This is a genomic window from Microvirga sp. BF8 (assembly GCF_059888585.1).
The window spans coordinates 4,573,763-4,588,692 of sequence record NZ_CM187619.1; the positions used below are offsets into that span (position 1 = coordinate 4,573,763).

The following is a 14,930-nucleotide window of genomic DNA, read 5'->3' on the forward strand; positions in this document are numbered from 1 at the left end:
GCTTACTCCTTCTCAGGATCGATCGTGGGTGGGGTTTGCCGCTGGAGAAAGAGCTCCAGGATGGCCTGATCTTCCGGCGCGGGCTCACGCGCCTCCGGCTCAATCCGGGCATCCGCAAGCCCTAAGCGGGCCATCAGCGCGACCATGGTGGTCAGGGCTCGCGGGTCGCCCTTGGCGGCACGGTTGATGGCGCTGGCGAACATGAGCTCACGCTTAGTCATGCGCTTAGCCTGACCGTTCTCTGTTACTGTGACTTTCTGATTGAGAAGGGTCTCCAGAACAGTTTTGATGTTCTGGTGACCTTTGGGCCGCCCGCGCGGATTGCCGGACCGGCCCGGCTTGAACCGGGAATGCTGCGGTGGGCGGCCGTAGCCGACCTCGTAATCGCCGCTAGGCCTGCGCTTCGACATGATCGGCCTCCTCGTGCTGACGGCGTTGAGCCACTTCGGCAAAAGCCTGCCCTGTGCCGGCCAGCACGGCTGCCTGGCCAGTCAGCTGCTGCCAGCGCCGGATCGCCACATCGACGTAAGCCGGATCCAACTCGATGGCGCAGGCCCGCCGTTCGGTCTTCTCGGCGGCCAGGATGGTGGTGCCGGAGCCGCAGAACGGATCGAGCACCAGCGCTCCGCGATGCGAGACGTCGCGCAGGGCATCAGCCACCAGGGCCGTGGGCTTCACCGTCGGGTGGGCCGCCAGATCGGTCTCGCGGTCCCTGTGAAAGGTGTTCTGGCCCGGATAGTCCCACACGTTGGTGCGGTTGCGGCCGAAGCGGCCGAGTTCGACATTGTTGACGTGCGGGGCCGAGCCCTTCTTGAACACGAACACCAGCTCGTGCTTGGAGCGGTAAAGCGAGCCCATGCCGCCGTTGTCCTTGTTCCAGACGCACAGGTTCTTGAGCTCGCTGTAGAGGCCCTCGGCCCCGGCCAGCACCTCGCGCATGTGGCGCCAGTCCATGCAGATGAAGTGAATGGCCCCATCACGGGAAAACGCCGCCATGTGCTCGAAGGCGGTGCGCAGGAAGGCGGCAAAGGCCGCCTCGCTCATCTCGCCCGACGCCATGGCGAACTCGCGGTGCCGGCTTTTGCCGAGGCCCGAGACGTGCCCTTGCACCGGTACATTGTATGGAGGGTCCGTGAAGACGACGTCGGCGTGTTCCTCACCCAGGAGGGCCGCATAAGCCGAGGCTTCCAGAGCCGAACCGCAATAGAGGCGGTGGGCGCCGAGCAGCCAGAGATCGCCGTAACGCGACACCGCCGGTCCCACTGAGGGCTCCGGCACAGCATCCTCGGGAGCATCCTTCCTTTCATGGTCATCGAGCAGGATCTCGATCTCTGGCAACTCGAAGCCAGTCAGCGACAGGTCGAAGTCGAGCTCGCCCAGGGCCTCGAACTCCAGTGCCAGGAGATCGCGGTCCCAGCCGGCGAGTTCCGCCAAACGGTTATCGGCAATGACATAGGCTCGCTTCTCAGCCTCGCTCATATGGTCGAGGCGCAAGGTTGGGACCTCCGGCAGGCCGAGGAGCCTGGCGGCCGCCACCCGGCCATGCCCGGCGATGAGCGTGCCTGCTTCATCGATCAGCACCGGGTTGGTGAAGCCAAAGCGCCGAATGCCCTCGGCCAGCTTCGCGATCTGCTTCTTCGAGTGAGTGCGGGCATTGCGCGGGTTTGTGCGCAGCGTGCCGATCGACCGGTACTCGACGTGAAGCAGCAAATTTGGGAAGGGACCACTATCACATTTTGAAGTAGCATTTAAGGTTGCAATTGAACATGTCATCAGAGAAGCTCCATTGAGGGTGAGGGGAAGATCAGGAACGCCCGCGCTTACGGACGGGGATGCGCTCAAGCCAGTAGCGCAGCTGCAACGCCATGTTGACGAGCTCGATGGTGATGATCGGCAGCTTCGTCCCGCTGAAGTGGTCGACGGCCTCTGCCTGAGCGGCCGTGCCATGAAAGATATGCGCCGTGCCCAGTTCGCCAGCTGGAAGAGGCTGAAACATAGGAGAAAACCCTGCGCCTCCGGGCGTGACCAGATAGCTTTTGTGGACTGGATCTCGCACCAGAGTGCCGTAACTCAGGCGAGTCTTACGCTCACCCTCAGGGAAGCCTCGATGCAACTCTTCCCAGTCGAAGCTGAGGATGCGGTCGAGTTCGAGGTCAAGGTCACGGCGAAGAAAGCGCAGAAAGCCTACCGCTGTCCCTTGCGGCAGGCCGCCCTTCATGAGCCTCTCGCCGATGAGAAGAGCAAAGGCATCGTAGATCGTATAGGCCATGTCGGTGCCGGGTCCGGACGGCTGATCGAAGAAGGCATAGCGCCGCCCCGAGCCTTCCAGCCGCTGCGGTGAGCGCTCACGATCTAGGTCGATCAGGCGCTTGAGATCGACCTTCAGGGTCTTGTCCGGGGTCGGATCATTGTTGGCGAGCCGCCCCGTCACCTTGGCGACGGCGCGCTCGACCTGATCCCGTTTGTAAGTTTGTGTGGCAGGGGCTGTCATGAGCCAAGAGTTAACAAGCGCAATTGCGGTAGTCAATAGGGTCGCAATTGCCGTGGGGCAGGGTAAGACACCCCCAGACCCTCACCCGGTTCGCTCCATCAGCCAGCCCATCAGTCCCGCCTCGACTGCCCGGCGCGCCAGTTCCTCCCCGCTCCAGACATGCACGCCCCCAAACTCCTCCGGGACGAGGCGGCCCTCCGGCGAATGGCAGACGAAGAACAGGCGCTGGTAGCCGCCGCTCCGAAAGATCGCCTCATAGCGCAGGAGCGTTGCCTGATCCGCTTTCGACTTGACCTGAACCAGCGCCCGCTCGCCCGTCGCCGGCTGTTCGAGGATGAGGTCGGCATCCTTCAGGTTGCCGCCGAGCTGCGACACCCGCTGCCAGCCCGAGCGCTGGAACAGCAGTTCGACGAAGAGCTCGAAATCGTTCCAGTGCAGCTGGTGGATCAGCCCGGCAGCGGCCGCGACGGCCTGTTCGAGGGCCGAGCGGGCCTGGGCCACCATGGGCTCATCCCGGCCGTTGATCTTGCGCAGGAGATACGCAATCTCCTTCACCTGACAGATCGTCTTCTGGTAAGCGGCCACCTGGGTGAGACGGGTGCTCAAGATATCCATCCGCAGGGGATCGCCGTAGAGACTGGTCGAGAACCACTGTCGGACCCGGCGCATGACAGCGCCGTGCTCACCGGGCGTGCCGCGCAGGTCGATGACCTCTGAGGCCGTGAAGGCCCACCAGAGATGCCCGTCGGCAAAGGTGATCCAGAGGCAGTCCTCGTCTTGCGTGTAGAAGTCGCGCATCTCGCGGATGGCGTCGCTGGCGACACTCGGGGCGTAGCCCAGCTTCTCGATCAGGACCCGACGGGCACCGTCCCAATCCCCTTGCAAGCAGAGGTCATGCGGCTCGTGCGGAGCGCCGAAATGCATCTCGCTGGTTTCGAAGCACAGCCGCGCCCAGCGGCCACCCTGACCGAGCTTGATGTAACGCACGGTCGTGGGCTCGATCTCGGCCATGATCGTCGGGCTTGGGTCCATGGACACTCTCCTGTGGGGTCTTGACACCTGTCGCTTGGGGCAGGGCGGCAGTCCAGAGGAATATCTGAATTATAGATATCTATTTTTTGTATATGGCATTCATGCGCATAGGCATCAGGCCGGTTCCACCCAGCCCGGCCGTTCATGCCCTCTCACCATCGCTCCCCGCGCCATCAGCGCCTGGCAGAGCTGCTTGCGCAGTACCGGCGGGAGGCTGCCCTGAAGCAGGTGGACGTGGCGCAGGCGCTCGGCCGCTATCAGCCCCTGATCACCAGCATGGAAAACGGGCAGCGCCGGATTGATGTGGTCGAGCTCCTGGACCTGGCCGAGATCATCGGCTTTGATCCACATGAAGTGCTCGACCAGCTGATAAAGACGCCCAAGAAGTAGCGTCCTCAGCTCGTCCTGATCACGACAGGACAAAAGCGGCCCGAACAAAGCACTGTTCTTGCTCTCATAGCGCTCGACTTCCTGTGCCTGGCACGCATCCATGGGACCGCCAACGACGCGGAGGCAGACATGGATCGCACACTCACCATCACCGAGAGCTTACGGGCCGCCAGTCAGCGCCTTGACCGGGCAGCCGCTCTCGCACGGGGAGCGCTGACCTGCGCCGAGGGCGGGGCGGAGATGGAGGCGGTGCGCATGACCCTGGAACTCGATCTCGAAGTATATCTCAGCGAGGCGCAGACCCTGCTCTCAGCGGCAACCTTGCTGCAGCGCATGAGTCGGAAGAGCGAAGGCGATCGCAACGACGGCAGCTGATCCAACCGCTCCGCCGATCGGAGCAAGCAGGACCGAACCGTGTGCCCCGTATACGGGGCTTGAGGCAGTGGCGGCGCTGGTGCCGCCGATACCCTCAAGGATCAGCCTCATGACCACATCTACCCTGACCGATACACAACTGGTTCTCTTGTCTGCGGCATCGCAACGAGAAGATGGGCTTCTGGTTCAGCCGGAGCGCCTGAAGGGAGCGATCGCACAATCCGTGGTCGCCCGGCTCCTGGCAGAAGGAGTCGTTGAAGAAATCGCCGTCGATCACAGCAGGCCCTCTTGGCGCCAGGACGACAATGGCAACTTCATCGGCGTCAAGATTACTGCAACCGGTCTGACAGCGATCGGTGTCAGCCATGACGGTGAAGGGTCCGCACCAGAAAGCATTGCTCAGCCTGGAGAGGAGCAGAGCACGCACCGATCCGAAGAACCGCATCAGGCTCGGCCTGAGCGACCCGGCACGAAACGGGCTCTGGTGATTTCCTTGCTGCAACGTGAGGAAGGAGCCGACCTGGATGACTTGATCCAGGCGACAGGGTGGTTGCCTCACACAACCCGTGCGGCTCTGACTGGATTGCGTCAGAAGGGATATGCAATCAGCAAACAAAAGGGAGCACAAGGACAAACGGTCTATTCGATCAAAGATGTTGAGCCAGTCGATCCGGAAGGATGCGACGACCGGGACACGGCTCCGACTGAGGCGGTGTAATGGTGATGAAGCAAGTCGCAACTCATCGCGAACGAGGAGTCGCAGATGCTCCGGCGATTCATCCCGACCATCAGGCGTTAAAGCAGCAGAAGGTTGAGAGCGAGCTTGCTGCTCTGGCAAGCGCAGACATTCACGAGCTTCGGGTCCGCTGGCGACGGCTCTTTCGAACCAAGGCGCCGGAGCATCTTTCCCGCACGCTGCTGGTTCGCATCCTCGGTTATCGCCTGCAGGCGGATGCGTATGGCGACCTCGACCGCGAGAGCCTGCGCTTTCTGGATCGGGTCGCCAGACAGCTTGCTGCCGGAAGCGACAAGCCCGTCCCGCCGGTCACCGAGACCTTTAGCCTCAAGCCTGGCACCGTCCTGATCCGGGAGTATGACGGCGTTCTCCATCAAACTATGGTGACGGGTGACGGCTATAGTTGGAATGGGAGGAGCTACAAGAGCCTGTCAGAGGTCGCGCGGGCGATTACCGGAACCCGCTGGAACGGGCCCCGCTTCTTTGGCTTGCGGGACAGGAAGTCTAACCTACAAGCGGAGAAGGCGGCATGAGAGCATCGCCTAAACCCGCCTTTCGCTGCGCGATCTATACCCGTGTCTCGACCGATCACGGGCTGGAGCAGGAGTTCAATTCGCTCGACGCTCAACGGGAGGCTGCCGAAGCCTACATCAAGAGCCAAGCTCATGAGGGCTGGCAATGCCTTCCGGCTCAGTACAATGACGGCGGCTTCTCGGGCGGATCCATCGAAAGGCCGGCGCTGCAACAGCTCCTATCGGACATCCGGTCTGGCCTGATCGACATTGTGGTCGTCTACAAGGTCGATCGTCTGACCCGGTCCTTGGCGGATTTCGCCAAGCTCGTTGAATTGTTTGACCAGTACGACGTCTCGTTCGTCTCGGTCACCCAGGCTTTTAACACGACGAACAGCATGGGACGCCTGACCCTCAATGTCCTGCTGTCCTTCGCGCAGTTCGAGAGGGAGGTCACGGGCGAGCGCATCCGGGATAAGATCGCCGCATCCAAAAAGAAAGGGCTCTGGATGGGCGGCGTCGTTCCGCTGGGGTATCGCGTGCATGAACGGACGCTGGTCATCCATGAGGAGCATGCTGAGCTTGTCCGCATGCTCTATAGCTCATATACGGCATGCGGCAGCGTCCACGAGCTGAAGAAGCAACTGGACGGGCAAGGTTGCTGCCTTCCCATCCGAACGGACGGAAGGGGGAGGCAGACGGGTGGTGGCCCGTTCAGCCGGGGACATCTCTACAAAATCCTGTCGAACCCGGTTTACATCGGTGAGATCGTTCATAAAGGGCAGCGGTATCCCGGACAGCATGAGGCTTTGATCGATCCCGCCTTTTGGGAAGTCGTTCAACGGCATCTCGCTGAGCAGGCTCAGACATTCAAGAATCGCCGTAGTACATCGGACGCGCTCCTGCTGGGGCGGCTGTTCGATGACCGGGGCAATGCCATGAGCCCGAGCTATTCTCAAAAGGGCAGCATCCGCTATCGCTACTACACCTCACAAGCTCTCCTACAGGGCCGGAAGGCTGAGGCCGGATCGCAGCCTCGGGTCCCAGCCTGCGAGCTGGAGCGGGTGGTTTTCGATTACCTGCGGACAATTCCGACAGATTCTAACGGGCCGCTGCATGTTCCGACGGCAAGCAGCGACGAGCAGTTTGCAACGGATGGCCGGGCTCTGGTCGAAGCGCATCTGGAGAAGGTCATTGTCGGGAGAGGCAAGGTGTCTATCCTGCCCAAGGCGAAAACGGTTGAAGGGTGCGGCGCGAGCAGAGTCGAGATCGATTGGGCACCGAAGTCCGGCACCCGAAAACGGGACCTTATCCGAGCCGACGGGCAAGTCTCCCGCCCTATGCGTTCTGAAGCCAGGAGCAGGCTGCTGATTGCTCTGGTAAAAGCCCGCCGATGGCTAACCGACATCATTGCCGATCCGGAGATAACCCCTCGGGTGATCGCGGTTCGGGAGGGGTACAGTGAGCGATCGGTTCGGATGATCTTGAATCTTGCCTTCCTATCCCCGGAGGTCGTGAAGGCCGCGATTGATGGAACCCTAATGCGAGGTGCGGGAATGTCCGGGATGACGGATCTGCCGATTAGTTGGGCGGAACAGATGAAGGCGGTTTGAGGCACTAGGTAGACAGTGAAAGCCTCAGCCCGCTGTAAGCTTATGATGGTACTCGGTGCGCCGCAATTAATGCGCCTATTCGCGATGTCGATTGACAGTGGAGAAAAGCTGCCCGAACCTCCGATCAAAGGACGATATAGGATAAATGAACGGTGTCGAACGGGCGGCTCTCGGATTTACGGGACTTCTATTCTCTCCTTGGCGTGCTCTCAGATCGCGCCGTTAAGCTCCGCAAGCTAAGCGAATGTTCGGGGCGCATGGATTGGCCCAAGCGCGGAGTCTACTTTTTCATGGAGGGTGGCGAGACCCGCTCGGACAGTGGCAGTAGCCCGCGGATCGTGCGGGTAGGAACCCACGCGCTGACGGATGGTTCGGGCTCGAGGCTCTGGGGTCGCCTGCGTCAGCACCGAGGCCAAGGCAAGGCCGGCGGCGGTAATCATCGCGGCTCGATCTTTCGGCTGATTGTCGGCACCGCACTGATTGCACGTTACGGTCATGAGTTCCCGACGTGGGGACAGGGCAACAATGCCCCAGCCGATGTGCGGGCAGGCGAGGTCGGCCTTGAGCGTGAAGTCAGCAAAGTGCTTGGTGCAATGCCGTTTCTCTGGCTCGCTATCGACGATGAGCCGAGCCCAAAGAGCCTCCGGGGCTATATCGAACGAAACTCCATCGCGCTTCTCAGCAACTTCGATAAGGAGCCACTTGACCCGCCGAGCGCAGGGTGGCTCGGGCATTCCTGCAACCGTGAGCGGGTCCGTGGATCCGGGCTCTGGAACCAGAACCATGTGGACGAGACCTACGACCCGGCCTTTCTCGGCTGCTTTGAGAAGTTGGTTTCAAAGATGGAGCGAGCCGCGTGATCGTCGTCATTCAATGTGCCGGTAGCAAGCGACCAGATGCCGGAACACTACGGACGACAGATGGAAAACCGATTCTGTTTGTCGCCCATCCTGAGAAGGCACCAAAGGCCGACAACGGTGTCTACGCCCGCCCTGATGGCCCCGCTTCAGGCGGTCGCTCATGGCGGGAGGAGCTTCTGGCTTATAATTATAGACCCGGGAACAATCCACTCGGGCTGCTTCCCGCATACGAGCTTTACAAGAACGAGATCTACCGCTCTCTCGTGAGGCAATATGGGGTTGAGAACACGTACATCCTTTCAGCCGGATGGGGTTTGCTCAATGCCGCCTTCCTGACCCCGAGCTACGACATCACTTTCAGTGGTTCAGCGGAGGATTTCGTCAGGCGGCGCAAAGGAGACTCTTACGGAGACTTCTGCATGTTACCGAATGACGTAGATGGGCCGGTCGTCTTTTTCGGCAGCAAGGAGTACGTCCCCCTTTTTGCCTCTCTGACACGTCCGGCGAAAGCTGAGAAGGTGGTGTTCTATAACTCTCAATTGCCGCCAGCCATAGACGGCTGTGTTCTGAAGAGGTTCGAAACCCGGACGAGAACAAATTGGCAGTACGAATGCACCAGCGCCTTTATGAGCGGCAGGGTTCATCTTTGTTAAGGTATGCCAAAAGCCATGCCAATAGAAAGTGATTTGATTGCTGGCCTTGAGCGGCTTTCGGCGGAATTTCAGCCGAATGAACTCGCCTACCTCGCCGCGACCTGCAAAATCGAGTTCCCAATACGCGATAGACTCGCCTTCTATATGCACAAGAAGTACGAGAGTGTCGGATGACGGGCTGATCGAGGACGGACTCGCGCCGTCGTACTATCTCGAGGGGCTGTTCTACAACGTGCCAGTCGATCAATTCGGCGGCAGCTACCAAGACACTTTCATGAATTGTTTCAATTGGCTTCTAAGTGCCGATCGAAGCAAGTTTGTATGTGCAAACGAACAGTATTACCTGTTGCGTGAAAGGTCGCCAGTCACTTGGCGGGCAGAAAAATGCGACAAGTTCCTAAGCGCTCTGAGCGATTTTTGGAAACAGTGGTAAGTACCCGGCCAAGCGGAAAGCGGTGCGGTCCGACTGAAACGGCCATTTTCACCAGGTCAACCTTTCACTGTCTTCAGATCAGCCTCCGAATGCCATGATAAAGACCAATCGCAGGCCGAGCACTGTCGGCGAGATCTGACCGAGGAGTTCCTGGAGCCAATGGGCCTAATGCAGGCAGATCTGGCTCAGGCGTTGGATGTGCCCAGCTTGATAGCGCAGGGTCTTTGTGACAACCGCATCCCTGTAGACGCTGAATTGGCGAAAGCTCTGGCCAACGCACTCGGGACCTCGACCGAGTTCTGGCTAAATGCTCAGAAAGCAGCCAACCAGTACACCGGAACGGGTCCAGGGTAGCGGTTCCAATCTTGAACCCCATTTAAAGCAATAAAGTATCTTAATCCGGAGGCGCGTGGATTAGAGGCTGCTGACTTTCGGGGTTGGCCGTGGCATTAACCTAAGCTTGACGCCGGTCGTTGTGAAACGAAGACAGCGGGATAGGACGCCGGTGGAGGGCCAGGGGGGCACGTGGCGCTAACGGAAGCTGACACCTGTCGGAAGTTTGTCATTCCAAAGCTTCAGCAAGCTGGTTGGGACTCGCGGCCCCATGCGATCAATGAGCAGCGAACTTTTACTGACGGGCGCATTGTATTTGTCGGGGGTAAGGCGAGGCGCGGTAAGCAAAAGCGCGCGGACTACATCCTCCGGTACCGCCCAGACTACCCCATTGCTGTCGTCGAAGCAAAATCCCGTTATAAGCATGCTGGCGAAGGGCTGCAGCAAGCCAAGGATTACGCTGAGATCCTTGGCCTTAAATTCGCTTACTCAACGAACGGGGTCGAGATCATTGAATTCGACTATACAACCGGGATAGAGAGGTTTGTTGCTGAGTATCCTCAGCCTGACGAGCTTTGGAGTCGGTTAAGGGCCGCTGAGGGCATCACTCAGGACGAAACGGCCGAAAAGCTCCTTACACCCACGTATCCTGACCTAGGCAAGCCACTCCGGTACTATCAGGAGATCGCGGTCAATCGCTCGGTGCAGGCCGTGCTGCAGGGGCGAAAGCGCACGCTCCTGACGCTCTGCACCGGAGCAGGAAAGACAGCAGTTGCCTTTCAGATCTCGTGGAAGCTCTGGTCTGCCCGCTGGAACAGCAAAGGCACGAGCTGGCGGCCGAAGATCCTATTCTTGGCCGACCGTAATGTTCTCGTCGACGATCCTATGGCGAAGGATTTCAGACCTTTCGGAGATGCACGGGAGAAAATCGGGGGAGGAGTGGCGGTTAAAAGCCGTGATATCTACTTCGCAATATATCAAGCCATCGCACGGGACGAAAATCGCCCTGGACTATACCGTGAATATCCCAGGGACTTCTTCGACCTTATCATCATCGACGAGTGCCACCGTGGCAGTGCTCGGGACGACGGTAATTGGCGAGAAATTCTTGAGTGGTTTGAACCGGCCTACCAGATCGGGATGACGGCAACTCCCCGCCGTGAGGAGAACGTCGACACGTACCACTATTTCGGAGATCCAATCTACGAGTACAGCCTAGCTCAGGGTATTGCAGACGGCTTCCTTGCGCCGTACCGCGTGCACCGCATTATCACCGATTACGATGCCGCGGGGTGGCGCCCTAGCAAGGGCGAGTTAGACCGCTATGGACGTGAGATTCCAGACGCAGAGTACGGCACGAAAGATTTTGAGCGGATCGTTGCCATCCGGGCTCGGACGCAGGCGTTCGCGCGGCACCTAACAACATTCCTCAACGCAACGGATCGCTTCGCCAAGACGATCGTCTTCTGCGTCGATCAGGAGCACGCGCTGGAAATGAGGCACGCGCTGGCTGCCCTCAATGCGGACTTAGTTAAGAAATATCCGGACTATGTGTGCCGGGTGACAGCAGACGAAGGCGACATCGGGAGTGCCCATCGAGCCAAGTTCCAGGATATCGAAACCCGGACCCCGGTAATTCTCACCTCATCCCAGATGCTGACAACCGGGGTCGATGCGCCGACCTGCAAGAACGTGGTTCTGGCACGGGTTGTCAGCTCGATGCCCGAGTTCAAGCAGATCATCGGCCGCGGAACTCGGCTGCGCCCTGACTACGGGAAGCTGGCTTTCAACATTATCGACTATACCGGCACTGCCACGGAGAAGTTTTCAGATCCAGCGTTCGATGGAGACCCTGTCCGTGAGCGAGAAGAGGTCATCGACGAAGCAGGGGTCGTTGTCGAGGAAGCAGAAATTTCCGAGGCGCATGTCGACGATATCGCAAGTCGGGATGAGACCAGCGATATTGCCTTAGAGACCGACCAAGATGACGCTCCACGCAAGTTTTACATCGATGGCGGCTCAGTCGAGATAATCCGGCACATGGTCTATGAGCTCGATGCAGACGGAAAGCAGCTCGCATGCCGGCAGCTTACGGACTACACCGGTGACAAGGTGCGAACGCTTTTCCCCAATGCATCTGAGCTTCGGCACGACTGGCTAGATCCAACTCGACGTGCCGATATCGTAGAGAGGCTGGAAGAAAAGGGGATCGACATCGAGTCGTTAGCGGAGGCAGTTGGAAAGCCAGAGGCCGACCCGTTCGATCTTCTATGCCACCTGGCGTACAGCGCGCCACTTCGGACTAGGCGTGAGCGAGCAGACCGACTGAGACGCGAAGAAACGGACTTCTTCGACCGGTTTGGACCTGAGGCTCGCGAGATCCTCGACGCTCTGATCGAGAAGTACGCTGAGCACGGCGCAGCCCAGTTCAAGGTGCCAGAGATTCTTGAAGTTCCGCCTTTCAATGGCTGGGGAAACGTGATCGAGATCGCCTCCCGCTTCGGTGGAGGCAAGCAGCTTCGGGGTGCAGTCGGTGAGCTACAGCGATTGCTCTACACCTCGTAATTCAAGGAGAACAAGGACGTGGCGAAGACCACCCGGACACGCAGCCAGCAAAAGCCACAAACCACTGCCCAGCGGCTTGACAGCATTGTTAAGTCTGCGCGGAAAGTGATGCGCAAAGATAAAGGTCTGAGCGGCGATTTGGACCGGCTGCCCATGCTCACGTGGATTATGTTCCTCAAGTTCCTCGATGATATGGAGCGTATGGAAGAGGAACGTGCTGAGATTGCAGGGCGCGACTTCAATAGTGCGATCGAGGCTCCATATCGGTGGCGTGACTGGGCTGCCCGTGCCGATGGAATCACCGGTCCTGATCTACTCTCGTTTCTGACTGCGGAAAGAACTGAGCTACCAGATGGTTCAATCGGACCGGGCTTGTTCGCGTACCTGAAAAGCTTGCGTGGCGACAATGGACGCCGCGATAGGCGAGATGTCGTTGCTACCGTGTTTCAGGGTCTCACGAACCGTATGGAAAGCGGATATCTGCTCCGTGATGTCGTAAATCTTATCAACGATATACATTTCGACTCATCGGAAGAGATCCACACGCTGGGGCGCCTCTATGAGACGTTGCTCCGCGAAATGCGCGATGCGGCAGGGGACTCGGGAGAGTTCTACACTCCTCGTCCAGTTGTTCGTTTCATGGTGGAGGTAACAAACCCTCGGCTTGGTGAGACAGTTCTGGACCCAGCCTGTGGTACAGGTGGCTTCCTTACTGAAGCTTTCCAGCATCTAGAGAAGCAGGCGGACACCGTTGAAAAGCGTGCAGTTCTCCAGAACAAGAGCATCGTTGGAGGTGAGGCCAAGCCGCTTCCATATTTGCTCGTACAGATGAATCTACTACTCCATGGACTTGATGCGCCTCAGATCAATCCAGGTAATGCTCTTACAGTCCGTCTGGCGGAAATCGGCGAGGAGCAGCGGGTCGAAGTAATTCTCACCAATCCCCCTTTCGGAGGAGAGGAGGAGACAGGAATTCTTAACTTCTTCCCTGACGATCGCCGTACAGCTGAGACCGCGCTTCTGTTTCTTCAGCTGATCATGCGCAAATTAAAACGCGGAGGTCGCGGTCGAGCCGCGGTCGTGGTTCCTAACGGGACCCTGTTCGGCGATGGCATCGCTGCGAGGATCAAGGCCGACCTTTTGACTGAGTTCAATCTGCACACCATCGTGCGACTGCCGGAAGGTGTGTTCTCCCCTTACACCGACATCCCAGCGAATCTGATCTTCTTCGACACCACAGGTCCGACGGATACGATCTGGTTCTATGAACAGCCTCGGCCAGAGGGACGGAAGAAGTACTCGAAGACGGCACCTCTAACCTATGAGGAGTTCGGTGACTGCCTTTCTTGGTGGGGTAACCGGCAGGAGAATGAGCGCGCCTGGCAGGTTCGTGGACAGGAGCTGATACAGCGTGACGACAAGGAGAGGGTTGTCTCATGCAATCTCGACCTAAAGAACCCTCATTCCGGTGACACAGTCGAGCATCGAGCGCCTTTGGAAATCATCGACAGCATCATCGAGAAGGAGACGCGCATTCTCGCCATCATGAGCGAGATCAGAGCTACACTTGCGGAGGTAGCATAATGGCATGGCCTGTTGCGCCTTTGAGCGAGTGTGTCGAGCAAGTACAGCGGACAGTCCGTGTCGAGCCAGACCAGAAATACCAGCTTTTAGGAATGCGCTCGAAGATTGCCGGGCCATTCCTTCGTGAGACCAAGGTAGGCGCTGAAGTTTCGGCTGACACGCTGAACCGGGTTGAGACCGGCGATTTCATCTACAGCAGACTTTTCGCCTGGCAGGGATCGTTCGGGGTTATTCCTCCGGAACTCGATGGCGCATATGTTTCGAATGAGTTCCCGATTTTTCGTATCGACGAGGAAAGACTAAATCCGGTCTTCTTGGTCTACTGGTTCGGGTTGCCTTCTACACAGAGGATTGTAGAAGCCGACTGCTTTGGCTCGACGCCAGGCACGCGAAACCGGTTCAACGAAGGGTACTTTCTTAAGCTTCGTCCGCCATTGCCTCCTGTCGATGATCAACGTCGAATTGTCGAGGTGCTGGATAAGGCAACGGCGCTTGTTAAAGAAGTGCGTGTGCTTCGCAACGCAATCGGTGACGACATCAACTCGTTCATAATAAGTGCGCATGAGTCATACGCAGACACAGAAGGGACTACTCTGGGTGACTTTATCGAGCTCGCAGAAGATCGTGTGGCAATCGACCCGGTCGTCTCCTATCCGCAGGTTGGAATTCGCGGGTTTGCCGGCGGCTTGTTTTTCAAGGACGAAGTGCTCGGTTCCGAGACCAGCTACAAGGCATTCAATCGTCTTTCCCCAGGGCTGCTCGTAGTCAGCCAGCCCAAGGGTTGGGAAGGCGCGGTCGCGGTTTGCGACGAGACATCCAATGGTTGGTTCGCATCACCCGAGTACCGGACATTTAGGTGTCGAACAGGATTACTTGAGCCAGCCTATCTGGCTGCACTCCTACCGACCCCATGGTTTCAAAGTCAATTGAGCAAACTCACTCGTGGCCAAGGCGCGCGTCGAGAGCGACTGCGTCCCGACATGTTGCTCGGCATGAGCATACGCATGCCATCGCTTGAGAAGCAGCACAAAGCTCTGGAGGCAATCGAAAAACTTCGACAAATTCACGCGTCCAAGGCCGCGTTCATGAGCAGTATCGAAGCATTGCTGCCAGCGATGCTTCACCAAGTGTTCAGCGGTGCGGGTACGGCAGGGGGGCAGATCTTGGTGGATAACTTTGGTGTTAAGAACCATCTCCCCACTGATCTACAAGTGGCAGTGTGAGGATGTTTCTCGGCGTCACACGCGGGCAGGTATTTTACTGGTTCAGTTAGGGTATGCCTTCGGAGAACCACCCATAGCCCGGTACATTAATGCAGCTTGGCAATTCATAACAGGCCGCTGCATAGTAAAC

At 58.5% G+C, this 14,930-nt stretch carries 16 protein-coding genes; 12 read left to right on the top strand and 4 right to left on the bottom strand.

The window, feature by feature from the left end; genetic code table 11:
- Nucleotides 1-2: 2 nt before the first annotated feature.
- From AC522E_RS21505 to AC522E_RS21520, 4 genes are all read right to left on the bottom strand, one after another.
- On the bottom strand, nt 3-410 hold the full coding sequence (locus tag AC522E_RS21505) for a DUF5681 domain-containing protein (RefSeq protein ID WP_500748260.1): 408 nt from the start codon (nt 408-410) through the stop codon (nt 3-5).
- A complete protein-coding gene (locus tag AC522E_RS21510; protein WP_500748261.1) occupies nt 391-1,710 on the bottom strand; it encodes a site-specific DNA-methyltransferase in 1,320 nt (439 codons plus the stop codon). Before AC522E_RS21510 ends, AC522E_RS21505 begins: the two co-directional genes overlap by 20 nt.
- Before the next feature lie 94 nt (nt 1,711-1,804).
- Entirely contained in the window at nt 1,805-2,491 is a 687-nt protein-coding gene (locus AC522E_RS21515) for a hypothetical protein (protein WP_500748262.1), read from the bottom strand.
- An 81-nt stretch (nt 2,492-2,572) separates the two neighbouring features.
- Nucleotides 2,573-3,523: a restriction endonuclease gene (locus AC522E_RS21520; protein WP_500748263.1), complete on the bottom strand. Its 951-nt coding sequence runs from the start codon at nt 3,521-3,523 to the stop codon at nt 2,573-2,575.
- Nucleotides 3,524-3,667: 144 nt separating this feature from the next.
- Here AC522E_RS21520 and AC522E_RS21525 point away from each other — a divergent pair, with 144 nt between their 5' ends.
- The 12 genes from AC522E_RS21525 (at nt 3,668) to AC522E_RS21580 (ending at nt 14,800) form a co-directional block, all read left to right on the top strand.
- Entirely contained in the window at nt 3,668-3,913 is a 246-nt protein-coding gene (locus tag AC522E_RS21525) for a helix-turn-helix domain-containing protein (RefSeq protein WP_500748264.1), read from the top strand.
- Between the two features lie 129 nt (nt 3,914-4,042).
- Nucleotides 4,043-4,288, top strand: a complete 246-nt coding sequence (locus AC522E_RS21530) for a hypothetical protein (RefSeq protein WP_500748265.1) — start codon at nt 4,043-4,045, stop codon at nt 4,286-4,288.
- A 109-nt stretch (nt 4,289-4,397) separates the two neighbouring features.
- Nucleotides 4,398-5,006, top strand: a complete 609-nt coding sequence (locus tag AC522E_RS21535) for a DUF3489 domain-containing protein (RefSeq protein WP_500748266.1) — start codon at nt 4,398-4,400, stop codon at nt 5,004-5,006.
- Nucleotides 5,006-5,557, top strand: coding sequence for a DUF2924 domain-containing protein (locus AC522E_RS21540; protein ID WP_500748267.1), 552 nt, complete (start codon nt 5,006-5,008; stop codon nt 5,555-5,557). The genes AC522E_RS21535 and AC522E_RS21540 overlap by 1 nt, the downstream gene beginning before the upstream one ends.
- Nucleotides 5,554-7,149, top strand: coding sequence for a recombinase family protein (locus AC522E_RS21545; protein ID WP_500748268.1), 1,596 nt, complete (start codon nt 5,554-5,556; stop codon nt 7,147-7,149). Before AC522E_RS21540 ends, AC522E_RS21545 begins: the two co-directional genes overlap by 4 nt.
- A 152-nt stretch (nt 7,150-7,301) precedes the next feature.
- Nucleotides 7,302-8,009, top strand: coding sequence for a GIY-YIG domain-containing protein (locus AC522E_RS21550; protein ID WP_500748269.1), 708 nt, complete (start codon nt 7,302-7,304; stop codon nt 8,007-8,009).
- Entirely contained in the window at nt 8,006-8,662 is a 657-nt protein-coding gene (locus tag AC522E_RS21555; RefSeq protein ID WP_500748270.1) for a hypothetical protein, read from the top strand. Before AC522E_RS21550 ends, AC522E_RS21555 begins: the two co-directional genes overlap by 4 nt.
- A gap of 76 nt (nt 8,663-8,738) precedes the next feature.
- Complete coding sequence (locus AC522E_RS21560; RefSeq protein WP_500748271.1) at nt 8,739-9,095, top strand: nucleotidyltransferase-like protein; 357 nt, start codon at nt 8,739-8,741, stop codon at nt 9,093-9,095.
- Nucleotides 9,096-9,230: 135 nt separating this feature from the next.
- The gene (locus AC522E_RS21565) at nt 9,231-9,449 is read left to right on the top strand and encodes a HigA family addiction module antitoxin (RefSeq protein WP_500750800.1); all 219 of its coding nucleotides are present in this window, start codon (nt 9,231-9,233) and stop codon (nt 9,447-9,449) included.
- A 171-nt stretch (nt 9,450-9,620) separates the two neighbouring features.
- A complete protein-coding gene (hsdR, locus tag AC522E_RS21570) occupies nt 9,621-11,993 on the top strand; it encodes an EcoAI/FtnUII family type I restriction enzme subunit R (RefSeq protein WP_500748272.1) in 2,373 nt (790 codons plus the stop codon).
- A gap of 18 nt (nt 11,994-12,011) precedes the next feature.
- A complete protein-coding gene (locus AC522E_RS21575) occupies nt 12,012-13,577 on the top strand; it encodes a class I SAM-dependent DNA methyltransferase (RefSeq protein WP_500748273.1) in 1,566 nt (521 codons plus the stop codon).
- Nucleotides 13,577-14,800, top strand: a complete 1,224-nt coding sequence (locus AC522E_RS21580; protein ID WP_500748274.1) for a restriction endonuclease subunit S — start codon at nt 13,577-13,579, stop codon at nt 14,798-14,800. Before AC522E_RS21575 ends, AC522E_RS21580 begins: the two co-directional genes overlap by 1 nt.
- Nucleotides 14,801-14,930: the final 130 nt, after the last annotated feature.